The 22,862-nt window shown below is 69.4% G+C and carries 22 protein-coding genes; 12 read left to right on the top strand and 10 right to left on the bottom strand.

Annotated elements, in window-relative coordinates; all coding sequences use genetic code 11:
* The first annotated feature begins 4 nt into the window (after positions 1-4).
* The 10 genes from AC07SQ_RS05930 to AC07SQ_RS05885 all read left to right on the top strand — a co-directional run bounded on the left by AC07SQ_RS05930 (position 5) and on the right by AC07SQ_RS05885 (position 10,289).
* Positions 5-1,192 carry a lipid-transfer protein gene (locus AC07SQ_RS05930; protein WP_495270441.1) on the top strand — a complete coding sequence of 396 codons (1,188 nt, stop codon included), beginning with the start codon at positions 5-7 and terminating at the stop codon, positions 1,190-1,192.
* 57 nt (positions 1,193-1,249) lie between these two features.
* Positions 1,250-2,251, top strand: coding sequence for a Bug family tripartite tricarboxylate transporter substrate binding protein (locus AC07SQ_RS05925; protein ID WP_495270442.1), 1,002 nt, complete (start codon positions 1,250-1,252; stop codon positions 2,249-2,251).
* A gap of 77 nt (positions 2,252-2,328) precedes the next feature.
* Entirely contained in the window at positions 2,329-3,300 is a 972-nt protein-coding gene (locus AC07SQ_RS05920; protein WP_492727702.1) for a Bug family tripartite tricarboxylate transporter substrate binding protein, read from the top strand.
* 126 nt (positions 3,301-3,426) lie between these two features.
* Positions 3,427-4,566 carry an acyl-CoA dehydrogenase family protein gene (locus AC07SQ_RS05915; RefSeq protein WP_492736280.1) on the top strand — a complete coding sequence of 380 codons (1,140 nt, stop codon included), beginning with the start codon at positions 3,427-3,429 and terminating at the stop codon, positions 4,564-4,566.
* Positions 4,567-4,623: 57 nt separating this feature from the next.
* Positions 4,624-5,811: a lipid-transfer protein gene (locus AC07SQ_RS05910; RefSeq protein WP_495270443.1), complete on the top strand. Its 1,188-nt coding sequence runs from the start codon at positions 4,624-4,626 to the stop codon at positions 5,809-5,811.
* A 13-nt stretch (positions 5,812-5,824) separates the two neighbouring features.
* The gene (locus tag AC07SQ_RS05905; protein ID WP_495270444.1) at positions 5,825-6,277 is read left to right on the top strand and encodes a MaoC family dehydratase N-terminal domain-containing protein; all 453 of its coding nucleotides are present in this window, start codon (positions 5,825-5,827) and stop codon (positions 6,275-6,277) included.
* A gap of 4 nt (positions 6,278-6,281) precedes the next feature.
* Positions 6,282-6,701 carry a MaoC family dehydratase gene (locus AC07SQ_RS05900; protein ID WP_062474016.1) on the top strand — a complete coding sequence of 140 codons (420 nt, stop codon included), beginning with the start codon at positions 6,282-6,284 and terminating at the stop codon, positions 6,699-6,701.
* 25 nt (positions 6,702-6,726) lie between these two features.
* Complete coding sequence (locus AC07SQ_RS05895) at positions 6,727-7,557, top strand: SDR family NAD(P)-dependent oxidoreductase (RefSeq protein ID WP_492727698.1); 831 nt, start codon at positions 6,727-6,729, stop codon at positions 7,555-7,557.
* Between the two features lie 25 nt (positions 7,558-7,582).
* Positions 7,583-9,292 carry an AMP-binding protein gene (locus tag AC07SQ_RS05890; protein WP_495270445.1) on the top strand — a complete coding sequence of 570 codons (1,710 nt, stop codon included), beginning with the start codon at positions 7,583-7,585 and terminating at the stop codon, positions 9,290-9,292.
* Between the two features lie 22 nt (positions 9,293-9,314).
* The gene (locus AC07SQ_RS05885) at positions 9,315-10,289 is read left to right on the top strand and encodes a tripartite tricarboxylate transporter substrate binding protein (protein WP_159276136.1); all 975 of its coding nucleotides are present in this window, start codon (positions 9,315-9,317) and stop codon (positions 10,287-10,289) included.
* A gap of 52 nt (positions 10,290-10,341) precedes the next feature.
* Here AC07SQ_RS05885 and AC07SQ_RS05880 read toward each other — a convergent pair whose 3' ends face one another.
* The 4 genes from AC07SQ_RS05880 to AC07SQ_RS05865 form a co-directional block, all read right to left on the bottom strand.
* Positions 10,342-10,758 (bottom strand): MaoC family dehydratase, encoded by a 417-nt coding sequence (locus tag AC07SQ_RS05880; protein ID WP_495270446.1) that lies wholly within the window; start codon positions 10,756-10,758, stop codon positions 10,342-10,344.
* Positions 10,759-10,773: 15 nt separating this feature from the next.
* Positions 10,774-11,214 (bottom strand): MaoC family dehydratase N-terminal domain-containing protein, encoded by a 441-nt coding sequence (locus AC07SQ_RS05875; protein ID WP_354345040.1) that lies wholly within the window; start codon positions 11,212-11,214, stop codon positions 10,774-10,776.
* Positions 11,215-11,250: 36 nt separating this feature from the next.
* Positions 11,251-12,390, bottom strand: a complete 1,140-nt coding sequence (locus AC07SQ_RS05870; RefSeq protein ID WP_495270447.1) for an acyl-CoA dehydrogenase family protein — start codon at positions 12,388-12,390, stop codon at positions 11,251-11,253.
* 293 nt (positions 12,391-12,683) lie between these two features.
* On the bottom strand, positions 12,684-15,269 hold the full coding sequence (locus tag AC07SQ_RS05865; RefSeq protein ID WP_495270448.1) for an FtsX-like permease family protein: 2,586 nt from the start codon (positions 15,267-15,269) through the stop codon (positions 12,684-12,686).
* 74 nt (positions 15,270-15,343) lie between these two features.
* On the opposite strand from AC07SQ_RS05865, the gene AC07SQ_RS05860 reads away from it, so the two are divergent.
* Entirely contained in the window at positions 15,344-16,783 is a 1,440-nt protein-coding gene (locus AC07SQ_RS05860; protein ID WP_495270449.1) for a serine hydrolase domain-containing protein, read from the top strand.
* A 12-nt stretch (positions 16,784-16,795) separates the two neighbouring features.
* On the opposite strand, the gene AC07SQ_RS05855 is transcribed toward AC07SQ_RS05860, so the two are convergent.
* From AC07SQ_RS05855 to AC07SQ_RS05845, 3 genes are read right to left on the bottom strand one after another with little or no spacing between them, the layout of a single operon-like run.
* Positions 16,796-17,695: an ADP-ribosylglycohydrolase family protein gene (locus tag AC07SQ_RS05855; RefSeq protein WP_495270450.1), complete on the bottom strand. Its 900-nt coding sequence runs from the start codon at positions 17,693-17,695 to the stop codon at positions 16,796-16,798.
* On the bottom strand, positions 17,692-18,267 hold the full coding sequence (gene ybiA, locus AC07SQ_RS05850) for a riboflavin biosynthesis intermediates N-glycosidase (protein ID WP_495270451.1): 576 nt from the start codon (positions 18,265-18,267) through the stop codon (positions 17,692-17,694). The genes AC07SQ_RS05855 and ybiA overlap by 4 nt, the downstream gene beginning before the upstream one ends.
* A gap of 12 nt (positions 18,268-18,279) precedes the next feature.
* Entirely contained in the window at positions 18,280-18,900 is a 621-nt protein-coding gene (locus tag AC07SQ_RS05845) for a DUF4291 domain-containing protein (RefSeq protein WP_062478465.1), read from the bottom strand.
* A 115-nt stretch (positions 18,901-19,015) separates the two neighbouring features.
* Here AC07SQ_RS05845 and AC07SQ_RS05840 point away from each other — a divergent pair, with 115 nt between their 5' ends.
* Positions 19,016-19,732 (top strand): NUDIX hydrolase, encoded by a 717-nt coding sequence (locus tag AC07SQ_RS05840; RefSeq protein WP_492697088.1) that lies wholly within the window; start codon positions 19,016-19,018, stop codon positions 19,730-19,732.
* Between the two features lie 12 nt (positions 19,733-19,744).
* On the opposite strand, the gene AC07SQ_RS05835 is transcribed toward AC07SQ_RS05840, so the two are convergent.
* The 3 genes from AC07SQ_RS05835 to AC07SQ_RS05825 all read right to left on the bottom strand — a co-directional run bounded on the left by AC07SQ_RS05835 (position 19,745) and on the right by AC07SQ_RS05825 (position 22,859).
* Entirely contained in the window at positions 19,745-20,977 is a 1,233-nt protein-coding gene (locus AC07SQ_RS05835; protein ID WP_095949052.1) for an RNA polymerase sigma factor, read from the bottom strand.
* Positions 20,974-21,348, bottom strand: coding sequence for a YciI family protein (locus AC07SQ_RS05830; RefSeq protein WP_062478473.1), 375 nt, complete (start codon positions 21,346-21,348; stop codon positions 20,974-20,976). The genes AC07SQ_RS05835 and AC07SQ_RS05830 overlap by 4 nt, the downstream gene beginning before the upstream one ends.
* A gap of 149 nt (positions 21,349-21,497) precedes the next feature.
* Complete coding sequence (locus tag AC07SQ_RS05825; protein ID WP_307635470.1) at positions 21,498-22,859, bottom strand: NAD(P)H-dependent oxidoreductase; 1,362 nt, start codon at positions 22,857-22,859, stop codon at positions 21,498-21,500.
* Positions 22,860-22,862 lie beyond the last annotated feature (3 nt).

The raw sequence follows: 22,862 nt of genomic DNA, 5'->3' as shown, positions 1-22,862 counted from the left end.
CCGCATGACTGACAACGTTCTGGTCGCCGGCGTCGGCATGGTGCCTTTCACCAAGCCCGGCGCAGGCCCCAGCTACCTGGAGATGGGCAGCGATGCCGTGCGCCTGGCGTTGGCTGACGCCGGCATCGGCTACGGCCAGTTGCAGATGGCCTTCGCGGGCTATGTCTATGGCGACACCAGTTGCGGGCAGGGCGTGCTGTACCGCGTGGGCCGCACGGCCATTCCGGTGTTCAACGTCAACAACGCCTGTGCCACCGGCTCCAGCGCGCTCTACCTGGCGCGCGCCGCGGTGCAGAGCGGACAGGTCGAGTGCGCGCTGGCACTGGGCTTCGAGCAGATGCAGCCGGGGGCCACGCGCTCCAACTTTCCGGATCGCCCGATCCCGCGCGGCGACGTGCTGCCGATCCAGGACGCGCTGTGCGGCGATGCCGGCGAGATCCCGCGCAACCTGGTGACCTTCGGCGGCGCCGGCCGCGAGCACATGCGCACCTATGGCACGCGGATGTCCACGTTCGCCGCGATCCGCGCCAAGGCCAGCCGCCATGCGGCGAACAACCCGCTGGCGCTGTTCAGGAAGGTCGTGACGACCGAAGACGTCATGAACGACCAGGTCATGTGGGAGGGCGTGATGACCCGCATGATGGCCTGCCCGCCCACCTGCGGCGCGGCCGCCGCGGTCGTCTGCTCGCCCGCGTTCGCGCGGCGGCACGGTCTGCGCACCGACGTCGCGATCCTGGCGCAGGCCATGGTCACGGACCCGCAGGAGTCCTTCGAGCCGCCGACCATGAAAGGCTTCGTCGGCAGCTACATGGCGCAGCGCGCCTCGCGTGCGGTCTACGAGCAGGCTGGTGTCGATCCGCGGGACATCCCGGTGGTCGAACTGCACGACTGCTTCGCGCACAACGAACTGCTGAGCTATGAATCGCTGGGCCTGTGCCCCGAAGGCGGTGCCGAGCAGTTCGTGCTGGACGGCGACAACACCTACGGCGGCCGTGTCGTCACCAATCCTTCCGGCGGCCTGCTGTGCAAGGGCCATCCGCTGGGCGCCACCGGCCTGGCGCAGTGCTACGAGCTGACGCACCAGCTGCGCGGCACCGCAGACCAGCGCCAGGTCGAGGGCGCGCGGCTGGCGCTGCAGCACAACCTGGGCCTGGGCGGCGCCTGCGTGGTCACGCTGTACGGCAGGCATTGAGTTTTTCAGACGGTTCCCGTCGTTGCGGCTTTCCGACTTTCACCAGGAGACAAGACCATGTTCACGCACTCGCAAGATGCCACCACCCTGCACCGGCGGGTCCTGCGGCTCAGCCTGTGGGGGGCCTTGCTGGGCCTTGCCGCATCGGCGACGGCGCAGCCCGCGGCCTATCCCGACCGGCCGGTGCGCATCGTGTCGGTCAGCGGCGCGGGCACCGGGGTCGATGACTTCACCCGGCTGGCCGCCAAGTACCTCAGCGACAAGACTGGCAAGTCGTTCTATGTGGAGAACCGGCCTGGCGCCAACAGCATCCTGGCGTCGGACCACGTGGCCAAGGCGGCGCCCGACGGCTACACGCTGCTGCTGGCGGTGGCCAGCGCCGTGGCCGCCAACCCCTACATGTTCAAGAGCCTGCCCTACGACGCGAACAAGGACCTGCTGCCGATCGCGCGCATGTCCGTCGTCCCCATCGTGGTGACGGTGCCGGCCACATCGCCGTACCGCAGCCTGGACGCCTTGCTGGCGGCTGCGCGCGCCCATCCCGGAAAGCTCAGCTATGGCACCAGCACATCGGGCTACAAGGTCATGACCGCGGCGATCAACGGCCTGGCGAAGGTCCAGGCGCTGGACGTGCCCTACAAGAGTTCGTCGGGCATGCTGCCCGACCTGCTCGCCGGCACCATCGACTACGCGATGCTGGAGGTGTCGCAGGCCGTGCCGCAGGTGGAAGGCGGCAAGCTCCGGGCATTGGCGGTGTCGAGCCCGATGCGCGTTGCGGCGCTGCCCGATGTGCCCACGCTGAGCGAACTGGGCCTGGGCGATGCCACGCTGACGAGCTGGCTGGGCCTGTTCGCGCCGGCCGGCACGCCGCGGCCCATCGTGGACAAGCTCTCGCTGCTGGCCGTGGAGTTCGTCGCATCGCCTGAAGCCCAGGCGCATTTCGCACGGCGCGGCACGGCGGCCTACCCGGCGGCCTCGGTCGAGTTCACGAAGGCCATCCGCGAAGACCAGGCGCGCTGGAAGCACTACATCACGACCACGGGCCTTCAGCCGGAGTAGCGCGCCGGCGGCCCTTTCGCGTTCGACCTGTCCGTCTTGCCATCTGTCCGGACCGTGCGTCCGGCGAGGAACCCGCCATGCACCGCATCCAGACCTTCGTGCTCGCCGCCGCCCTGGCGTGCAGCGCTCCGGGCTTCGCCCAGGGCTTTCCGACCCGTTCCATCACCATGGTCGTGCCCGCGCCGGCCGGCGGCGCGTCGGATGCCATTGCACGGTCGCTGGCTGACGCGATGGGCAAGGCGCTGGGGCAGGTCATCGTCGTCGACAACAAGCCCGGCGCGTCGGGCATGCTGGCCACGCAGCTTGTCGCGCGTGCGCCCGCCGATGGCTACACGCTGCTGGTGACGCACACCACGCCCATCTACTACGCGCACCACACGTTCTCGAAGGTGCCCTACGACGTGCGTCGGGACCTCGCCTTCGTGACGCACATCTGCGATGCGAGCCTGGTGCTGGCGGTGCACAAGGATGTGCCTGCCAGGAACATGACGGAGTTCATTGCATGGGCCAGGTCCAACAAAGGCAAGGTCAGCTACGGCTCCTATGGCGTGGGCTCGTCCGGGCACCTGATGAGCTCCTACCTCGGCGAGTCACGGCAACTCGGCATGTCGCATGTGCCCTACAAGGGCGAGGCGCCCATGATCCAGGACCTCATCGGCGGCCACATCCCCTGGGCCTTCGCCACGGCCGGCTCCCTGTCGCCGCACTTCGCGAGCGGCCAGTTGCGGCCGCTGGCCGTGGTGGGCGAGCAGCGGCTCGACGACCTGCCGGGCGTGCCGACGCTGATCGAGGCCGGCTTTCGCGACCCGGAGTTCAAGATCATCGGCGGGCTGACCATGATGGTGGCCGCGGGCACCCCGGCGCCCGTGCTCGCCCGCCTGGAGAAGGAGGCGAGGGCGGCCATTCAAACCGTGCAGCTCAAGGCGCGGTTCCAGGTCTTCGGCCTCATTGGCGTTGGCAACAGCGCCAAGGAGGCGCGCGAGGGCTTTGAAGCCAGCGGGCCGGTCATCGAGAAGCTCGTGCGGATCTCGGGCGCAAAGATGGACTGAATGCGTGCGCCGACTCGCCATTACGGCTAGTGAATCTTGCGCGGCGAGTGGCGATCATGAACCCCAAGGCGACCGGTTTCCCCAACGCCGAAGTTCCATCAACAGACGCATCGAGAGGAGCTCCCAGTGGATGTGAATCGCACGGTCTTTCGCGAAGACCACGAAATGCTCAGGCCCAGCGCACAGCGCTTCTTTGAACGCGAGTGCGTGCCTCGCCAGGCGGCGTGGGACCAGGCCGGCCGGATCGACCGCGAGACTTGGCTCAAGGCCGGCCGAGAAGGCCTGCTGTGCGTGACGGTGCCGGCCGAATACGGCGGCGGTGGTGGCGACTTCGGCCATGCGGCGGTCGTGCTCGAAGAGGTGCACCGTGCGGGTGTGTCGGGCGCGGGGTTCTCGCTGCACTCCGACATCATTGCGCCGTACATCGTGCGGCTGGGCACCGAAGCGCAGAAGCAGAAGTGGCTGCCCGGCATCTGCCGCGGCGAGCAGATCCTGGCGGTGGGCATCACCGAGCCGGGCGGCGGCTCCGACGTGAAGGCGATCCGTACCACCGCCGTGCGCGACGGCGACGACTACGTCATCAACGGCAGCAAGATCTTCATCAGCAACGGCCTGAGCTGCGACATGGTGCTGCTGGTGTGCAAGACCGATCCGGCCGCCGGCGCCAAGGGCGTGAGCCTGATCATGGTCGAGGCCGACCGCGCGGGCTTTCGCCGCGGCCGCAAGCTCGACAAGGTGGGTCAGCCCGCGGCCGACACCGCCGAATTGTTCTTCGACAACGTGCGCGTTCCCGTGGCCAATCGCCTGGGCGAAGAGAACCAGGGCTTCGCCTACCTCATGCAGGAGTTGGCGCAGGAGCGCCTGATCATCGCCCTGTATGCCGCTGTTGCGCTGGAGCGCCTGCTCGGCCTCACGCTCGAGTACGTGAAGGACCGCCGCGCCTTCAACCAGACCGTGTGGGACTTTCAGAACACGAAGTTCAAGCTGGCCGACGTCAAGGCCCAGTCGGTGGCCGTGCGCACCTTGGTCGACTACTACCTGGGCGAACACCTGCGCCGCAAGCTCAGCGTGCAGGAGGCAGCCATCGCCAAGATGTACGCCACCGAGGCGCTGTGGAAGTGCCTGGACGACATGGTGCAGCTGCACGGCGGCTACGGCTACATGCTGGAGTACCCCATCGCACGCGCCTTCACCGACTACCGCGTCTCGCGCGTGGTGGGCGGCGCCAACGAGGTCATGCGCGACCTCATCGCACGCAAGCTGTAGGCGCCGCGCTGCCTACGGCTTTCCTTCCTTCTTCCCCCTTACTGAACTGGAGAAACCATGAGTGAAAAAGTCCTGGTCGGCGGTGTCGGCATGATCCCGTTTGCCAAGCCCGGCGCGAGTCCGAGCTACACCGACATGGGCGCCGACGCGGTGCGCCGCGCGCTGGCCGATGCCGGCATCGGCTACGAGCTGGTGCAGCAGGCGTACGTGGGCTACGTGTACGGCGACTCGACCTGCGGGCAGACGGCGCTGTATGAGGTCGGGCTCACTGGCATTCCGGTCGTCAATGTCAACAACAACTGCTCGACCGGCTCGACCGCGCTGTACCTGGCACGCCAGGCCGTGGCGCTGGGCGATGCCGACTGCGTGTTGGCGCTGGGCTTCGAGCAGATGCAGGCCGGCGCGCTCAAGTCGCACTGGGACGACCGGCCGCGCACGCGGGCCCGCGTCTCGCACATCGTGAGCGACCTCACGGCCGACGTGCCCGAGCTGCCGCAGGCCCTGCGCACCTTCGGCGGCGCGGGCCGCGAGCACATGCAGAAGTACGGCACGAAGATGCAGACCTTCGCCGCCATCCGCGCCAAGGCCAGCCGGCATGCCGCCGCCAATCCGCTGGCCATCTTCAGGAACGTGCTCAGCACCGAGGACGTGATGAACGACAAGGTGATGTGGCCCGGCGTGATGACGCGCCTGATGGCCTGCCCGCCGACCTGCGGCGCGGCCGCCGCGCTGATCGTGTCCGAGAAGTTCGCGAAGAAGCACGGCCTGCGCAGCGACGTGCAGATCCTGGCGCAGGCGATGACCACCGACCCGGTCGCGTCCTTCGATCCGCCCTCGATGATCAGCTACGCCGGTTTCCACATGGCGCAGGCGGCGGCGAACAAGGTCTACGAGAAGGCTGGCGTCGATCCCGCGGACATCCGCGTCTGCGAGCTGCACGACTGCTTTGCCCAGAACGAACTGCTGACCTACGAGGCGCTGAGCCTGTGCCCGGTGGGCGAGGGCGAGAAGTTCGTCGAGGACGGCGACAACACCTACGGCGGGCGGGTGGTGACCAATCCGTCGGGCGGCCTGTTGTCCAAGGGCCATCCGCTCGGTGCCACCGGTCTCGCGCAGTGCTACGAACTGACGCACCAGCTGCGCGGCACGGCCGACCAGCGGCAGGTGGACGGCGTGACGCTCGCGCTGCAGCACAACCTGGGTCTGGGCGGCGCCTGCGTGGTGACGCTGTACGGCCGCAACTGAGCAGGGACGCGACATGCTCGACCGCAACCTGATCGGCCACGCCCTCGGCAAGCGCAGCCTCACCGTCGAAGAGGGCGCCGTGCGCTCGTACGCGCAGGCCATCGGCGAGACCGATGCCACCTACCTCGATGCGTCGGCCGCACGCGACGCCGGCCACCGCGCGCTGCGCGTGCCGCCCACCTTCCTGTCGTGCCTGGAAGGCCGGCTGTTCCAGACGCGCGCGCTGCTGGAGCTGGCCCGCATCGACCTCAAGCGCCTGCTGCATGCGGAGCAAAGCTACGAGTACCACGCACAGGCCTATGCCGGCGATGTCCTCAGCTACGAGCCGAAGATCGTCGACGTCTACGAAAAGAAGGGCGGCGCGCTGGAGTTCCTGGTGAAGCAGACCCGCGTGACCAACCAGGACGGCGTGCACATCGCCGACCTGCGCACGGCCCTCGTGCAACGCCAGCTTGCGGAGGCATGACCACATGACGACCCCGGCACTGAAAGACCTGCAGGTGGGCGACAGCATTCCCGCGCTGCAGCTGCCCGCGATCTCCCGCACCACGCTGGCGCTGTATGCCGGCGCCTCGGGCGACCACAACCCGATTCACATCGACATCGACTTCGCCCGCAATGCCGGCCTGGACGACGTGTTCGCGCACGGCATGTTGTCGGCCGCCTACGTGGGACGGCTGGTCACGAACTGGGCGGGGCAGGAGCGGCTGCGGCGCCTGCATGTGCGCTTCACCGGCATCACGCAGGTGCACGACGTGCCGCTGTGCACCGGCCGCGTGACCGAGCGCTTCGAGCACGAAGGCGAGCCGCGCCTGCGTGTCGAAGTGCAGTGCGCCAACCAGAACGGCGACGTGAAGATCCTCGGCGAAGCCGTGGTGGCCGCCCTTTGAAATTCATCCACAGGAGAAAGCAAGCATGAACAGAAATCTCGAAGGCAAAGTGGCCATGGTCACCGGCGCAGGACGCGGCATCGGCCGGTGCATCGCGCTGAAGCTCGCCCATGAAGGCGCCAAGGTGGTGGTCAACGACCTCGACGCCGCACCGGCCGAAGAGGTGGTGGCCGAGATCCGCGCCGCCGGCGGCCAGGCCGTCGCGTTCGCCAGCAGCGTGACCGCGCCGGACTTCGGCACCAGCTTCGTCAAGGCGACGCTCGACGCCTTCGGCGCCATCGACATCATCGTCAACAACGCCGGCTACACCTGGGACAACGTGATCCAGAAGATGAGCGATGAGCAGTGGGACGCGATCCTGGACTGCCACCTGAAGGCGCCGTTCCAGGTGCTGCGCGCCGCGCAGCCGTACTTTCGCGAAGTGAGCAAGGCCGAGGCCGAGAACGGCAAGGAGGTGTTTCGCAAGGTGGTGAACATCTCCTCGATCTCGGGCACGCAGGGCAGCACGGGACAGGTCAACTACTCGGCGGCCAAGGCGGGCCTGGTCGGCATGACCAAGACGCTGGCCAAGGAATGGGGCCGCATGAAGGTCAATGTGAACTGCGTGGCCTTCGGCTTCATCGCGACCCGGCTCACGCAGCCCGTGAAGGAAGCCAAGACGATCCAGATCGAGGGCAAGGAAATCCGCATCGGCGTGCGCCCCGAGACCATCGAGCGCGCTAGCAGCGAGATTCCGCTGGGCCGCCCCGGCACGCCCGAGGAAGCGGCGGGCTCGGTCTACATGTTCTGCATTCCGGAGTCGAACTACGTCACCGGCCAGACGCTGATCTGCGGCGGCGGGCGCGGCGGTTTCTAGCCAGGCACGCCTCAAGGCAGCTTTCATGGCACGGTTGACCCGCCACTACGCACACTGGCCCGCCGGCGTTCCGCAGACGCTGGAAGTGGCCGATCGCAACCTGTTCAGCCACCTCGCCAGAAGCGCCGAGGCCGCGCCGGACAAGGTCGCGATCTCCTACTACGGACGCTCGACCAGCTACCGCAGCCTGCATGCGGATGCACTGGCGCTGGCCGGCTACCTGCAGCAGCGGCTGGGCGTGCGGCGCGGCGACCGCGTGATGCTGCTGATGCAGAACTGCCCGCAGTTCGTCATCGCCTACTACGCTGTGCTGCGGTGCGATGCCGTGGTGGTGGCGATGAACGCCATGAGCACCGCCGAGGAGGTCGCCTACTACGCCAGCGATTCCGGCGCGCGGGTGCTGATCGCAACGCAGGACATGATGGACCGGGCGCAGTCCCTGCTCGACGACAACCGCCTGGACGGCTGCGTGGTCGGCGCGGTCTGCGAGCTGGCCGGAAGGCCGCAGGATGTGCCCTTCCTCGAGATTCCCGAGTTCGTGCGCGAAGCGCGGCGGCCGTTGGCCGGCCCCGGGCTGCACACGTTCTCCGGCGCGCTCGCGGCAGGCATCGCGCCGACCCCGATGCAGGGCGGGGGCGGCGACCTTGCCGTGGTGGCCTACACCTCGGGCACCACCGGCAAGCCCAAGGGCGCCATGCTGACCCACCGCAACTTCGCCCATGCGTCGCTGCAGCGCGTGCAGTGGCTGTCGGAGCAGGCCGACCAGTCCGAGCTGCTGGTGCTGCCGGCCAGCCATCTGGCCGGCATGAACGTGATGAACCTGGCGATCTACGTCGGGCGCACCGTCGTGCTGCTGTCGCGCTGGGATGGCGACGCGGTGGTCGAGCTGATCGAGCGGCTGCGCCTGTACGCCTGGTGCGCCGTCACGCCGATGCTGGCCGAGGTGTTCTCGCGGCCCGACATCGCGCAGCGCGACCTGTCGTCGCTGCGGCGGCTCTATGGCGGCGCCACGGCCATGCCCGAGGCGCTGATCCGCAAGATCGAGGAACGGCTGGGGCTGTCCTTCATCGAAAGCTACGGCCTCACGGAGGCCTGCGGCGCCTCGCACATCAACCCGCCCCAGGCGGCGCGGCGCCAGTGCGCGGGCGTGCCGCACATCAACTGCGATGCCCGCGTGATCGATCCGGACTCGGGCGCGGAACTGGGGCCCGCGCACCCCGGGGAAATCGTGATCCACGCGCCCACCCTGTTCGAGGGCTACTGGAACCAGCCGGAGGCCACGGCGGCGGCGACCATCGAGATCGACGGCAAGCGCTTCCTGCGCAGCGGCGACATCGGCCATCACGACGAGGACGGCTATTTCTATGTCACCGACCGGCTCAAGCGGATGATCAACGCGGCGGGGCTGAAGATCTGGCCCGCCGAGATCGAGACCTCGCTGTACGGCCATCCGGCGGTGCAGGAGGCCTGCGTGATCTCGGCCTTCGATGCGCGCCGCGGCGAGACCGTCAAGGCCTTCGTCGTGCTGCGCCCGGCGGCGCGCGGCACGCTGGCGCCGGAGGCGGTCACGGAATGGGCGCGCACGCGCCTGTCGGCCTACAAGGTGCCGCGCCTGGTCGAGTTCGTCGAGGCCCTGCCCAAGACCGCGACCGGAAAGATCCTGTGGCGCGAGATGCAGGCGCAGCAGGACGCGCACGACCAGGCCGCGCGCGCTGCCGCACTCGCGCTCACGTGAAGACCCTCCAAGGAGACAAGACATGAACAAGAAGATCGGTGCCGTGTGGCTGGCCCTGGCCGTGGCCGTCCCCACGCTCTCGCAGGCCCAGGCCGACGAGGGGTATCCCTCTCGCGCGGTGCGCTTCATCGTGCCCATCGGGCCCGGCAGCAGCGGCGACACGCTCACGCGGCTGATGGCGGAGCAGTTCAGGGCCGTCTCGGGGCAGGCGACCTTCGTCGAGAACCGGCCCGGCGCCGATCTTGTCGTCGGCACGCAGAACCTGCTGGGTGCGCCGGCGGACGGCCATTCGGTGGTGCTCGTCAGCAACAGCACCATGGTGATCAATCCGCTGGTCATCAAGGACCTGCCCTACAAGGTGGAAGACCTGACGCCGATGCTCGACCTGGTGCGCATTCCGGCCGTGCTGGTGACATCGCCCGACTCGCGGTTCAAGACGCTGGGCGACCTGCTCGATGCGGCCCGCAAGGCGCCGGGGTCGGTCAGCATCGGTGTCTACGGCAACTCGTACCGGCTGGGTGCGCTGGACCTCGCGCGCCGGGCGGGCGTGAAGTTCAATGCCATTCCCTACAAGGGCGCCTCGCAGGCGATCGCCGACGTGATCGGCGGCGTGGCCGATGCGGCGCTGACTGATGTCGGCGGTGCGGCGCCGCTGATCGCCTCGGGCAAGGTGCGCGGGCTGGGCGTGTCCTCGGGCAAGCGCCATGCGTTGATGCCGGGAGTGCCTACCGTGCAGGAGGGCGGCGTGGCCGACTACACGCTCTTTACCTTCATCGGCTTTGCGATCCGCGCCAAGACGCCGGCGCCGATTGCCGGCAAGTTCGAGGCACTGATGGTGCGCGCGGCCGCAGACCCCGCGTTCCGCGAGCAGGTGGTGCGCATCAGCGGTGGGGAGTTCGCCGGCACGGGGCGGGAGCCGTTCAGCGCCATGATCGCCAGCGAGTCGGTGCGCACGCGCGAACTGGTCAAGCTGGCGGGGCCGAATTTCATGCAGTGAGCGATCGCGCGGTCCCCGGCGCCGTGGCACCGGGGACCACGCTCGGGCCGGGTCAGCGCGCGATGACTGCGTCGCCCAGGATCTTCACCTCGCCGTCCTGGTTGGTGGTGCGGATTTCCACCTTCACCCGCTCTTCGCCGCCGGCCTCGAACTTGTCGATGACCTCGCCCGTGCAGGTGATGGCATGGCCCAGGTGCGTGATGCCGGCGAAGCGCGCGTTGAACTGGCGCACCTTGCGCTGGTCGACCCACTGCGTCAGCAGGCGGCCCAGGTAGGCCATCGACAGCATGCCGTGCGCGAACACGTCGGGCATGCCGCCGCGTTGCGCGAAGTCGAGGTCGATATGCATCGGGTTGTGGTCGTTCGATGCGCCGGCAAAAAGCGCCAGGGTCGTGCGGTTGATCGGGGCGAGTGCCAGTGGGGGCAGGGTGTCGCCGGGTTCGAGGGCGTCGAAATTCAGGGTCTTCATCGGTGTTCCTTGTGTTCAGCCATTGCGGTGCACCAGCACCTTGCGGATGTCGGCCACGTGCTCCGAGCGCTGGTTGGTGACGCGGGTTTCCATGACGACGAACTCGAGCGCGCCGCCTTTCTTCTCGTAGACGTCGGTGACCCGGCTGTCGAAGTGCAGCGTGTCGCCCGCATGGGCCATGCGCCGGTAGGTGAAGGACTGCTCGCCGTGCAGCACGCGCGCCAGCTCGATGCCGGCTTCCTCGCGCCAGTTGCTCGGCGGACGCGCGAGCTCCAGCGAGAACAGGAAGGTGGGCGGCAGCGGCAAGGTGGGGTGGCCGGCATCGCGCGCGGCGGACTCGTCGAAGTAGACCGGATCGGTCTCGCCGATGGCCTTGGCGAAGAAGCGCAGCTGCCCGGCTTCGGCGGTGATGGCAAAGGGCGGGAAAGCCATGCCGATGATGTTCCTGTCGATCATGAAGATGCTCCTTGTTTGAATGCCGGCTTGCCCGGCCTACAGCTTGCGCGAGATCAGGTCGCGCATCACTTCGCTGGTGCCGCCGTAGATGCGGCTCACGCGCATGTCGACGAAGGCGCGTGCGATGGGGTACTCCAGCATGTAGCCGTAGCCGCCGTGCAGCTGCACCATGTCGTCGATGCACTTCCACAGCGTTTCGGTGGCGAACAGCTTGGCGATCGCGGCTTCTTCCACCGTGAGGCGCCGGCTCATGTGCGCCGCGAGGTAGTGATCGACCATCGTGCGCAGCGCCACCGACTGGGCCTTGATGTCGGCCAGCTTGAACTTCGTGTTCTGGAAGTCCCACACCGTCTGGTCGAAGGCGCGGCGGTCCTTCACGTAATCGAGGGTCTGCTGGAGAAGGCGCTCGAGCTTGGTCGCGGCGCTGACGGCGATCATGAAACGCTCCTGCGGCAGCTCCTGCATCAGGTAGGCGAAGCCCTTGCCTTCGTCGCCCAGCCGGTTGGCTACCGGCACGCGGATGTTGTCGAAGAACAGCTCGGCCGTGTCCTGGGCGCGCATGCCGACCTTGTCGAGCTTGCGGCCGCGGCGAAAGCCGGGGCGGTCCGTCTCGACCACGACCAGGCTCACGCCCTTGGCGCCGGCGGCTGGGTCGGTCTTGCACACCACGACCACCAGGTCGCTGAGGAAGCCGTTGCTGATGAAGGTCTTGCTGCCGTTGATGAGGTAGTCGTCGCCGTCGCGCACGGCGGTGGTGCGCAGCGATTTCACGTCCGAGCCTCCGCCCGGTTCGGTGATGGCCACCGCCAGGATCTGCTCGCCGCGGCAGATGCCCGGCAGCCACTTCTGCTTTTGCGCCTCGGTGCCCAGGCGGTGGATGTAGGGCGCCACGATGTCCGAATGCAGCCCGATCGACAGGCCGCCGACACCGGCGTGCGCGATCTCCTCGGCAATGATGGCCGCGTGGCCGAAGTCGCCGCCACCGCCGCCGTATTCGGTGGGCAGCGTGGTGCACAGCAGGCCCTCGCGGCCGGCCTTTAGCCAGACCTCGCGGCTGACCTGGCCGTCGCGGTCCCAATCGGCCTGGTGGGGCACGCACTCGCGTTCGAGAAAGCGGCGCACCGTGGTGCGGAATGTCTCGTGGTCCTCACGATAGACGCTGCGTTCGACCTGCATGTCGCGATCTCCTTGGGTGACGGAACGGAGCGATCCGCCGAAGGCGTCACGGCGCAATCCGTTCCCTTGGTGATCGTCGTGCGACGCAGGGCCGGACGCACTAGCCGCGATGGCTAGGGCGTGTTCGCGCGATCAAGGGCCGTGGCCGGGCGCGTTACGACCGACGGACCGGCCCGCAAGGTAGCCAACGGCCAGTGGCAGGCCTTTGGCGACACCGATCACCTGGCCACCGAAGACCTGCCGCCCGGCTGGCGAGAAGGAGGCCGTGGAACGGGTCCAGCGGATGCCGGGCGCTACCAGTCCTCCTTCACCGCCAGCACCACATCGCGCCCCGCGGCGGCGCGCCCGGCCATCCACGCCGTGAACGTGCCGGCCGCCACCACGGCCGCGCACAGCGCCAGCAGCCGCACCCAGGGCACCAGCAGGTCCATGCTCCAGTGGAAGCTCTGCGGGTTCACCACCTTCACCAGCACCACCGACACGGCCAGCCCGAGCAGCAGCCCGGCCACCGCGCCGATGGCGGTCCAGGCCGCGCCTTCGCCGGCCACCACGGCCAGCACCTGCCGCCGCGTGAAGCCCAGGTGCGCGAGCAGCCCGAACTCCTTGCGCCGCGCCAGCACCTGCGCGCTGAAGCTGGCCGCGATGCCGAACAGGCCGATGGCGATGGCCACGGCCTGCAGCCAGTAGGTGACGGCAAAGCTGCGGTCGAAGATGCGCAGCGAGGTCGCACGGATCTGGCCGACCGAGGCGAGCTCCACGGCGCCTTCGCGTGATGCGCGCGAGGCGAGGGCGCGAACGGCCGCCTGCACCTCGGCCTCGGACGCACCGGGCGCGAGCCACAGTGCGACGTCGCTCACGTCGTACTCGCCGGTGATGCGCTCGAAGTCGCGCGCGTCCATCGCGATCGCGCCGAACTGCCGCGCGTAGTCACGCCACACGCCGGCCACGAAGAACACCTGCGGCGTGGCCGTGCGCATCGCATCGGCCAGCGGCGCGAACACGCTGCCCGGCTTCGCGCCGTACAGCTCGACCATCGGCTCGCTCACGTAGATGCCGGTCTGCCCGGGCGGCACCGGCAGCGCCTCGCCCACCAGCGGCAGGCCGCGCACCACGCCGCCTTCGAGGCTGCGCGCGATCAGCGTCACGGCGGGCTGCGCGGGGTCGAGCTGCAGCGACTGCGTGCGCAGCGTGCCGGTGCGCGCCACGCCGGGCAGTTGCGCCAGCGCCTGCACGAAGGCCGGCGCGAAGGTCGCGGTGTCGGTGCTGCTGGTGCCGCCGCTGTTGCCGCTGCCGCGCCCGCCCGAGGTGGCGCGCACGTACAGGTCGGCCGGCAGCACGACGTCGAGCCAGTGCGTGACCGACTCGCGAAAGCTCGCGACCATCACCGTGAGCGCCACCGCCAGGCTCAGGCTTGCGACCACGCCGCTCACCGCCACGGCCGCCGTGCCGCGCATGCGCCGCGCGCGCTCGACGGCAAGCATCGGCAGCACGCGCCGTGCAAACGCCGGCGCCACGCGGTCGTACAGCAGCGCGATCAGCCAGGGCAGGGCGGTGATGCCGCCCACCAGCAGGCAGGCCACCGACAGATACGCCGCCACCGGAATGCCGCCGATGGCCGGCAGGTTGGCCAGCGCCGCGCCCGCGCCGATGAGCCCGAGCGCGAGCCAGTGGTGGCGGCCCTGCGCGGGCGCCGCGCCCAGGCCCTTGAGCGTCTGCGCTTCGGGCAGCGCCTGCGCGGCGCGCGCGGGCCACCAGCCGCCCACCAGCGCGGCCACCACGCCGAGCCCGCCGTACAGCAGCGCGGCGCCACTGCTCCAGTGCAGCCGGGGCGCCACGCCTTCGAAGTAGCCGCCGCCCAGGTCGCCGCCCAGCACGCGCAGCGCGAAGGCCGCGAGCGCGGTGCCGAGCGCCAGGCCGGCGGCGCTGCCGATGATCCCGAGCACCAGCGATTCGGCCAGCACCAGCCGCAGCCGTCCACGCGGCGTGAGGCCCAGCACGCCGAGCAGCGCGAACTGCTGCGCGCGCTTGGCCACGCTGAGCGCGAGCACCGAGAACACCAGGAACGCGCCCGTGAACAGCGCCACCAGCGCCAGCACCGTGAGGTTGACGCGGTAGGCGCGCGACAGGTTGCTCACGCGCTCGGCCGCATCGCCCGGCTCGGCGAACTTCAGGCCCGCGGGCCAATCGGGCGACTTCTCGAGCGTGGCCACGAAGGCCGCGCGGTCGGTGCCCGGCGCCAGCCGCAGGTCGATGCGGCTCAACTGGCCGAGCGGGCCGAACAGCTCCTGCGCGGCCGCGATGTCCATCACCGCCAGCGCCGCGCCGCCGGCCGTCACATGGCCCGACACCGCAAGGCGCTGCCACGCGGCGCCGCTGCGCAGCTGCAGGCTTTCGCCGGGCGCGGGTTGCAGCGGCAGCTGCAGTGCCTGGCGCGCCGCCGCGTTGAGGAACACATGGCCGGGCGCGAACAGCGCGAAGCGGTCCGCACCGGTGGCCGACTGCGGCATCAGCGCGGGCGCGATGGTGGGCAGCGCGAGCGCATCGACGCCGATCACGCGCAGCGGCACCTGGCGCCCGTCGTGGCCCAGGGCCAGGCCCTGGAACTCGAGCACGGGGCTCGCCAGCGCCACCTCGGGCCGGCGCGCGAGCCGGCCGAACACAGCCTCGTCGAAGCTGCCCTGCGCGGCGCGCACCTCGAGGTCGGGCTGGCCGTTCACCGAGCGCACCGCGCTGGAGAACTCGTCGAGCGCCGAGGCGTTGATGAGCTGCACCGAAAACGCCAGCGCCACGCCCAGCATCACGGCCAGCACGGCCGCCGCGTTGCGCCAGGGGTGGTGGCGCAGTTCCTGCCAGGAGAAGGTCGAAAGCAATGCACGCATGGGGTCATTGTGGCCGCCGTGGCAGGATGGCGGCTCTTTCGACGATGACGACTTCACGCCCGAGGATTCCGACGATGCGGCTTCTGCCCTCCGCCTGGTGCCGCCGCTGGCTGGCGCCCTGGCTTCTCGTGCCCTGGCTGGTGGGCGCGGCGAGTGCGCAACTCGCACCGCCGGCCGCACCCTCCGCACCGCTCTCGCTCGCCAGCGACCCCGCCGTGCTGGCCCGCACCGCGCTCGGCACCGAGCGCGGCACGCTGGTGGTCGGCGTGCTGCGCGGCGACAAGGCCGCCTACGGCATCGCCCACAACCCCGAGCCGCTGGTGGCGCGCGCCATTGCGGCGGCCAGCGCGGAGCAGCCGATGTTCGAGATCGGCTCGGTCACCAAGGTCTTCACCGGCCTGCTGCTGGCGCAGGCCGTGGAGCGCGGCGACGTGGCGCTCGACGACAGCGTGGGCAAGCTGCTGGCCGGCCATGCCGAGGGCGTGCCGCCCGCCGTGGCCGCGATCACGCTGCGGCAGCTCGTCACCCACACCGGCTGCCTGCCCGTGATGGCCGACGGCGTCACCGGTGGTGCCGCACTGGCCGAGCAGTTCCGCAGCTTCGACCTGCCGATGTTCTGGGCTGCGCTCGCGCGCATCCACCTCACGGGCGTCGCGGCGCCGTGCGAGGCGCGCTACAGCAACTTCGGCATGGCGCTGCTCGGACAGCTGCTGGCGCTGCGCTACGGCACCTCGTGGGGCGAGCTGGTGCGCGCGCGCATCACCGAGCCGCTGGGCATGAACGACACCGTGATCCCGCTCGGCGACAAGGCCTCGCGCATGGCACCGCCGTTCGCGGGTGACCAGCGCCAGCGCCGCTTCGACATGCATGCCTACGCGCCCGCCAGCGCGCTGCGCTCGACCGCCGCCGACATGCTGGCCTTCAGCCGCGCCATCCTCGCCGGCGCCCACGGCCCGCTGGGCCCGGCCGCCGCGCGCCTGCTCACGCCGCTCGCACGCTACGAGGGCGCCGAGATCGGCTACGCCGTGATGGTGCGCGGCCCCGAGACCGGCCGACGCACCTACTACCACGCGGGCGTCACCGAGGGCTACCGCACGCTCTGGCTGCTGGCGCCCGACACCGGCGAAGCGCTCATCGTGCTCGCCAGCAACCAGCGCGCGCCGCTGCAGCCCGTGATGCTCGCCATCGGCAAGAGCCGCTACCCGGTGCCGACGACGGAAGTGCCCATCGATCCGAAGCGCCTGGCCGACTACGCGGGCGAGTTCCGCGTCGGCAAGGCGCAGGTGCTGGGCTTCACCGTGCGCGACGGGCGTTTGCTGGCGCGTGAATCGGGCAAGGGCTACAACCTTCTCACGCCCACGGGGCCTGATCGTTTTGCGGTGACGGCGATCGGAGCGCAGTTTGTGTTCCGGCGCGGCGATGGGGGCGAGGTGATCGGCGTCACGCTGACGCAGGGTGGCAGCCGGCTTGAAGGGCGGCGGGTCGGGGCCGCCGCTGCCGTGACGTCGGATTGAGCGCGGACGCGTTCAGCGTTGCGCCAGCGCGAGCAGGTCGTTGGCCATCTGCGTGATCTCGTCGCGCATCACGAGCTGGCGCAGCCAGTCGGAGGGAATGCCGTCCACGCCGTAGAAGGCACCTGCGATCTGGCCGCAGATCGCAGCGGTGGTGTCCGCATCGTCACCCAGGTTGGCGGCCGCGAGGACCGCCTGCTCGAACGAGTCGGTGTGCGCGAAGCACCAGAGCGCTGCTTCGAGCGATTCGACGCAATAGCCCGAACCCTTGATGTGTTCGATCGGCTTCGAGGCGTAGTCGCCGCGTGCCAGCGCCGCGACTTTTTCGCTCAAGGGCGCCAACGGTACGGTGGCAAGGGTCGCCGCCTTGCTTTCGCCTTGCAGCGCTGCGCGCAGTTGCAACGCGAAAAGCTGAGAGCACTCGATGGCCTCCTGCGCGCCGTGCGTGGTGCGTGTGCTTTCGCCGGCCTGTCGCCAGGTGGCCTCGGCGCTCGGCGCGTAGAACATCGGCACCGGCGCGAGCCGCATCAGCGCGCCGTTGCCTGCCGTGCGAGGACTCGGGTCGCCCGCGAACGGATCACCGGAGCCGACGTAGCGACTGAGCGCTGCCGACACGGTGCCACCAATGTCGAAGCAACGGCCGTTGCTGCTCATGTAGCCTACGCTGCGCCAATTGCAGTAGCGGTTCATCTGGTCAGTGGCGTCGAAGCCCTTGCGATAGATCAGGCTTGCCGCAAGGCACAGCGCCATCGAGGTGTCGTCGGTCCATTCGCCGGGCTCCAGGTCGAACGGACCGCCGCCGTGCATGCCGGTCACAGCCACGAAGCTGCCGCGGGGGCTGAATTCGACGGTGGTGCCCACCGCATCGCCGCAGGCCAGCCCGAGCAGGCACCCCTGGTAGCGCGCCGCGCTCATGAGGCCGTCCCCAGTTCGTCGCGGGCCGCCATCAGCGCATAACCCAGCAGGTTCAGGCCTTTCCAGGTGCGCGGGTCTTGCGCCGCCGCGTCCGTCGCAGCGAGGCCGATGCCCCAGATCGCATCGACGGGGCTCGCCTCGACCAGCACCTGCCGGCCGGTGCCGAGCAGGTACGCGCCGAGCGCCGCGTTCTGCGAGAACTTCGCAACGTTTCCGCGCGTCACGAGGTCGAAGCGCGCTTTGAGCCACGCCGCTTCATCGAAGTTGCCGATCTGGCGCCCCAGCTTCTTTGCTTCGCCGGGCGTGCGCGCGGCGATGATCTTTTCGCAGGTGGCCGCGTCACCGAAGAGCCGCGCCTTGCCGGCCATCATGAAATGCTCGGCGGTACGGTAGGTGACGCCTTCGACAGTGAAGGGCGCCTCGTACCACTGGCTGAAGCAGCTCTTGCCGATGCTGCCGTCCTTCGGAACCTGGTGGCCCCAGAAGAACAGGCAGTCGATCTTGTGGCCTTGGGCGATGTGCGCGAGCAAGTCTTCGTTGCTGCGCAGCGCGTGGGGTCTGTTCGTCGTCATTTCGTGTGGTCCTCAGGATTCGAAGCCGAGCACATGCTCGACCGGCAATTGCAGCCCGGGGTTGTCGTTCTGCGCCATCGGGCGTTGAGCGTCCACGAAGGCGCGCATGTCGATCACCTCGAGCAGTTCTTCATTTGCAAACGCAGCGAGCGTTCGGCCCCGCAGGCCCAACTGAATCGCGCGACGTTCCAGCTTGTTGCCTGCCGGTGCGTGGTCCGGGTCCCATTGCAGGCGAACTTCGGAACGGTTGACCGCCTCCTGCCACGCATCGCGATCAGGATAGCGCTCGGCATCGAAGGTCGAAGGCACGGCCTCGCGCACGACCCGTTCGAAGAACGCACGGCGCAGCCGCAGCCCGAGCGTGACCTCCTGGCCTTCCTTGGTGCCCCAGCCGGAGCGATACATCATCCAGAGGAAGTTGGGTTTGATCCAGCTCATCCGTGAAAGGCTGAAGTCCGGTCCGTCGAGACGGCCGTGCCGGACCGCGTATTCGCCGATGGCGGGGCGGTAGGCCTGGTAGACGATGACGGACTGGGCATCGTGATGCGCCAGGATGTGCTTTCCGTCCTGCGGCCAGCGCTCGCGTTGGGCGAGATGGGGCTCGGTGGGAAGCGGCGTGGTCTGCTTGTTCATTGTTCTGGGTTCCTCTCGTTGTTGTTTTTCTTGCGATCTCATTGAGTTGCTCTGTGCAACTAATGATGGGTTGTATAGTACAACTAATAAATCCGGAGTCAAGCTGATCGTGACCATGCCCGCTTCAACGTTCCCTGCCTTGACCTTTCCCCGCCCGTTGGTCACTGTCGATGTGGCGATGTTCACTGTGCTCGACGACGCACTGCAGGTCTTGTTGGTGAAACGGGCGGCCGACAGCAACGAGCCGTTTCCTGGCAAATGGGCATTGCCAGGCGGCTTCATCAACACCGATGAAGATGCCTCGTTGCTCGACTGCGCATTGCGCAAGCTGCGCGAGAAGACCGGCGTGGTCACGCCCTATCTCGAGCAGCTTGGGAGTTGGGGTGGGGCGCAGCGCGATCCGCGCGGCTGGTCGGCCACGCACTGCTTCTATGCACTCATCCCGGTGCAGGCCATGCAGTTGCGCAGCGGCGCCAACGCCGCCGAGGTGGCGTGGTTCGAGGTCGATGCGGCCTTGCGCAAACGTCTGGCGTTCGACCACGGAGAACTGCTCGAGGCGGCCGTTGCGCGTCTGCGCAGCAAGGTGGAATACACCTCGCTGCCGGCCTTTCTTCTGGAAGAGCCTTTCACCTTGCCGTCGCTGCAGCACGCCTATGAGGTCGTGCTGGGCCGTGACATCGACAAGAGTGCCTTCCGCAAGCGGATGCTGGATGGTGGGTTCATGGAAGAGGCGGGCATGGTGGCGGGCAGCCTCGGCCGGCCCGCCATGGGCTACCGATTGCGAGACCGTTCGCAGGCCGCGTTGTTTCCGCGCACGTTCAATGCGCGGTAGGCGCAGGTCGCCTCAGGCCCGTTCCGACATCGCGTGCAGGTACGCCCGCACCGCGCCATTGCTGCTCAACCCGATCGCCCGGTCGTACGCCTGCCGCGCCGCCACGCGCGCACCGCCGGCCGCGAGCAGGTGCGCGCGTGCCGCCCAGAACGGCTGGTAGCTCGCCACCTCGTCCGACGGAATCGCATCAAGCGCGCGCAGCCCGGTCTCGGGCCCGCGCGCATTCGCCAGCGCGCACGCCAGGCTGACCTGCGCGCCGATGCTGGGCCGCAGCGCGAGCAGGCCTTCGTACAGCGACACCAGCACTTCGGGCGGCACCGGTGCGCCCGCGCGGCGCTCGCAGTGGGCCGACTGGATCGCGGCCTCGAGCTGGTAGGGCCCGAGCGATTGCATGGCCGACGCGATGCGCAGGTGGTGCTCGGCCTCGGCCAGCAGCGCGTGGTCCCAGCGCGTGATGTCCTGCTGGTCGAGCGGCACGTAGGCGCCGGCCTCGGTGCGGCGCGCGGCGGTGCGCGCCTCGCAGAACAGCATCAGCGCCAGCAGGCCCAGCGGCTCGGGCTCGGCGGGCAGCAGGCGGCACAGGATGCGGCCCAGGTCGATGGCCTCGGTCGTCAGGCCGCGCGGCAGGGCGTCGGCGCCGTCGACGTCGTCCCAGCCGGTGCCGTAGGCGGCGTAGATGCCGTCGAGCACGTCGCGCAGCCGGTGCGGCAGGTCGCGCGCCTGCGGGTACTCGAAGGGAATGCCGGCGGCGCGGATGCGGGCCTTGGCGCGCACCAGCCGCTGGCCCAGCGCGGAAGGCGAGGTGAGGAAGGCGCCGGCCATGCGCGCAGCATCGAGCCCGAGCACGGTCTGCAGCATGAGCGGCGCGCGCGCGGCGGCGTCGATGGCGGGGTGCGCGCAGACGAACAGCAGGCGCAGGCGCTCGTCGGGCACGGTGGCGGCATCGGGGTCGGCCTCGTCCATCTCGCCGGCGAGCAGCAGCAGGGTCTGCGTGGCGTCGTCCTGCACGCGGCTGTGGCGCCAGGCGTCGAGCTTGCGGTGCCGCGCGACGCTCAGCAGCCAGGCGTCGGGCTGCACCGGCACGCCGTCGGCGGGCCAGCGCTCGAGCGCGCGGGCGAAGGCGTCGGCCAGGGCGTCTTCGGAGGCCGCGATGTCGTGCGTGCGGGCGGACAGGATGGCCAGCAGCCGCCCGTACGACTCGCGTGCCGCGCGTTCGGCGGCGTGGTGTGCCGCCGGAGTGGTCACGTCTGGCTCGCGCCCGCCGCTGCGGTGGCGGTGAAGACCGGCCGCACTTCCACGCCGCCGCTGGCGGCGCAGGGCGCACGCGCGGCCCATTCGAGCGCCGCGTCGAGGTCGGGCACGTCGACGACGAAGTAGCCGCCGAGCTGTTCCTTGGTGTCGGCGAAGGGGCCGTCCTGCACCTGGCGCTTGTCGCCGCGCACGCGCAGCGTGGTGCCGGTCATGGGCGGCAGCAGGCCGTGGCCGCCGAGCGAAATGCCCGACTGGCGCACCGCGTCGGCGTACGCGACCCAGCTGGCGCGGTAGGCCTGCGACGAGGCGTCGTTGCGTTGTTCGAATTCGGCCGCGGGTTGGTAGAACATCAACATGTACTGCATGGTGTTTCTCCGTGAGGAAAAGCTTGACGAGCAAGATCGCTCACCACAATGACGGCCCGCAGCCGGTCATTTCGACACCGGTCCGGTGCCGAGCAGAAGATTCTTGTCCTGTTCGCTCTTTGGCGCAACGTGGGCGCCAGGCCCCGCGCTCAGGCCGCGTGGGCGCGTACCGCGGGCGTGAACAGCGTTTCCATTTCCTGGCGCAGCCGGTAGGCGGCGGTGGTGGTGTCCATCGCCACGTCGGCCCAGCTCAGGCTCTGGCCCTTCTTGACGGGGCGCACGAGCCTGACGTTGTGCGCCAGCCCCAACGGCAGGCCGCCCAGGCGCAGCGAGCGCTCGGCCGGCAGCAGCTTGCCCCAGACGGTGTAGCCGCCTTCGCCGTCGAGCATCTCGCCCGCCGCGAGGTCGCGCTTGGCGGTGGCGACCACGTCGGCATTCCAGCCGGTGGCCACGCCCGTGGGCTCGCCGCGCAGCGCGACGCTGGCGACCGACATGCCCACCTCGAGCCCGATCAGGTGCCAGCGCTTGTACAGCGTGAAGTAGCGCCCGCTCGGGTCGGTGTGGGCGTTGTATTCCTCGAAGCAGTTCTTGATGTAGTCGGTCTCGGCCTCGACCGTGACCCACACGCCCATGCGGATGTCGTAGGGAATCTTGCGGCCGTCGGCCTCGAGCGACGAGATCACCTCGACCATGCCCTTGCGCTCCAGCACGCCGCCTTCGCTGCGCGGACGCGTGACGAAGGGAATGTCTTCCACGCTCGCGGGCGGGTAGAGCAGGCCGTCGGAGGGCACGCCCAGGCCGGTGGCGTTGGCCACGGCCGAGCTTTCGATCGATGGCTTGGAGCCGTCGAGAAAACTGTTGAACATCTTCGGGTTCAGCCCGCCGCGCTTCGCCTGCTCGGGCGTGAGGCCGTAGTTGCCCCACACGGTCTCGGGCGTCGATTCGGTGAAGTGCGGCAGCCACTTGTGGCCGCGCCCGGCCGCCACCACCGGAAAGCCGCAGGTGCGGGCCCAGTCGACCAGGTCGCAGATCAGCGCGGGCTGGTCGCCGAAGGCCAGCGAATACACCACGCCGGCCTGCTGCGCCTTGTGCGCGAGCAGCGGGCCGCAGAAGGCGTCGGCCTCGACCGTCACGTTGACCACGTGCTTGCCGTGCGCAAAGGCATCCAGGCAGTGGTCGACCGCGGCAATCGGGTTGCCGGTGCACTCCACCACGATGTCGATGCTGGGCTCGCGCGTCACGGCCTGCCAGTCGTCGGTGATCCAGGTGGCGCCGGTCTTCAGCGCCTCCTGCACCGAGCCGGCGTTGCTGCGCTCGGCCTGCCAGCCCACGCGTTCCAGGTTGACGCGCGCGGCGGCGGGCGAGAGGTCGGCAATGGCGACCAGTTGCACGCCGGGCGTGCGCGGGATCTGCGCCAGGTACATGGCGCCGAACTTGCCGGCGCCGATCAGGCCGATGCGGATGGGGCGGCCTTCGGCGGCGCGTTGTTGCAGGCGGGTGTGCAGGCTCATGGC

This window comes from Variovorax sp. GW821-FHT06D12 (assembly GCF_059419205.1).
This window is presented reverse-complemented; position numbering and strand designations above follow the sequence as displayed.

Bases quoted from the DNA above. Each gene is read 5' to 3' on its own strand.
- AC07SQ_RS05930 (WP_495270441.1), top strand. From the start codon at position 5: ATGACTGACAACGTTCTGGTCGCCGGCGTCGGCATGGTGCCTTTCACC.
- AC07SQ_RS05925 (WP_495270442.1), top strand. From the start codon at position 1,250: ATGTTCACGCACTCGCAAGATGCCACCACCCTGCACCGGCGGGTCCTG.
- AC07SQ_RS05920 (WP_492727702.1), top strand. From the start codon at position 2,329: ATGCACCGCATCCAGACCTTCGTGCTCGCCGCCGCCCTGGCGTGCAGC.
- AC07SQ_RS05910 (WP_495270443.1), top strand. From the start codon at position 4,624: ATGAGTGAAAAAGTCCTGGTCGGCGGTGTCGGCATGATCCCGTTTGCC.
- AC07SQ_RS05905 (WP_495270444.1), top strand. From the start codon at position 5,825: ATGCTCGACCGCAACCTGATCGGCCACGCCCTCGGCAAGCGCAGCCTC.
- AC07SQ_RS05900 (WP_062474016.1), top strand. From the start codon at position 6,282: ATGACGACCCCGGCACTGAAAGACCTGCAGGTGGGCGACAGCATTCCC.
- AC07SQ_RS05895 (WP_492727698.1), top strand. From the start codon at position 6,727: ATGAACAGAAATCTCGAAGGCAAAGTGGCCATGGTCACCGGCGCAGGA.
- AC07SQ_RS05890 (WP_495270445.1), top strand. From the start codon at position 7,583: ATGGCACGGTTGACCCGCCACTACGCACACTGGCCCGCCGGCGTTCCG.
- AC07SQ_RS05885 (WP_159276136.1), top strand. From the start codon at position 9,315: ATGAACAAGAAGATCGGTGCCGTGTGGCTGGCCCTGGCCGTGGCCGTC.
- AC07SQ_RS05880 (WP_495270446.1), bottom strand. From the start codon at position 10,758: ATGAAGACCCTGAATTTCGACGCCCTCGAACCCGGCGACACCCTGCCC.
- AC07SQ_RS05875 (WP_354345040.1), bottom strand. From the start codon at position 11,214: ATGATCGACAGGAACATCATCGGCATGGCTTTCCCGCCCTTTGCCATC.
- AC07SQ_RS05870 (WP_495270447.1), bottom strand. From the start codon at position 12,390: ATGCAGGTCGAACGCAGCGTCTATCGTGAGGACCACGAGACATTCCGC.
- AC07SQ_RS05865 (WP_495270448.1), bottom strand. From the start codon at position 15,269: ATGCGTGCATTGCTTTCGACCTTCTCCTGGCAGGAACTGCGCCACCAC.
- AC07SQ_RS05860 (WP_495270449.1), top strand. From the start codon at position 15,344: ATGCGGCTTCTGCCCTCCGCCTGGTGCCGCCGCTGGCTGGCGCCCTGG.
- AC07SQ_RS05855 (WP_495270450.1), bottom strand. From the start codon at position 17,695: ATGAGCGCGGCGCGCTACCAGGGGTGCCTGCTCGGGCTGGCCTGCGGC.
- ybiA (WP_495270451.1), bottom strand. From the start codon at position 18,267: ATGACGACGAACAGACCCCACGCGCTGCGCAGCAACGAAGACTTGCTC.
- AC07SQ_RS05845 (WP_062478465.1), bottom strand. From the start codon at position 18,900: ATGAACAAGCAGACCACGCCGCTTCCCACCGAGCCCCATCTCGCCCAA.
- AC07SQ_RS05840 (WP_492697088.1), top strand. From the start codon at position 19,016: ATGCCCGCTTCAACGTTCCCTGCCTTGACCTTTCCCCGCCCGTTGGTC.
- AC07SQ_RS05830 (WP_062478473.1), bottom strand. From the start codon at position 21,348: ATGCAGTACATGTTGATGTTCTACCAACCCGCGGCCGAATTCGAACAA.
- AC07SQ_RS05825 (WP_307635470.1), bottom strand. From the start codon at position 22,859: ATGAGCCTGCACACCCGCCTGCAACAACGCGCCGCCGAAGGCCGCCCC.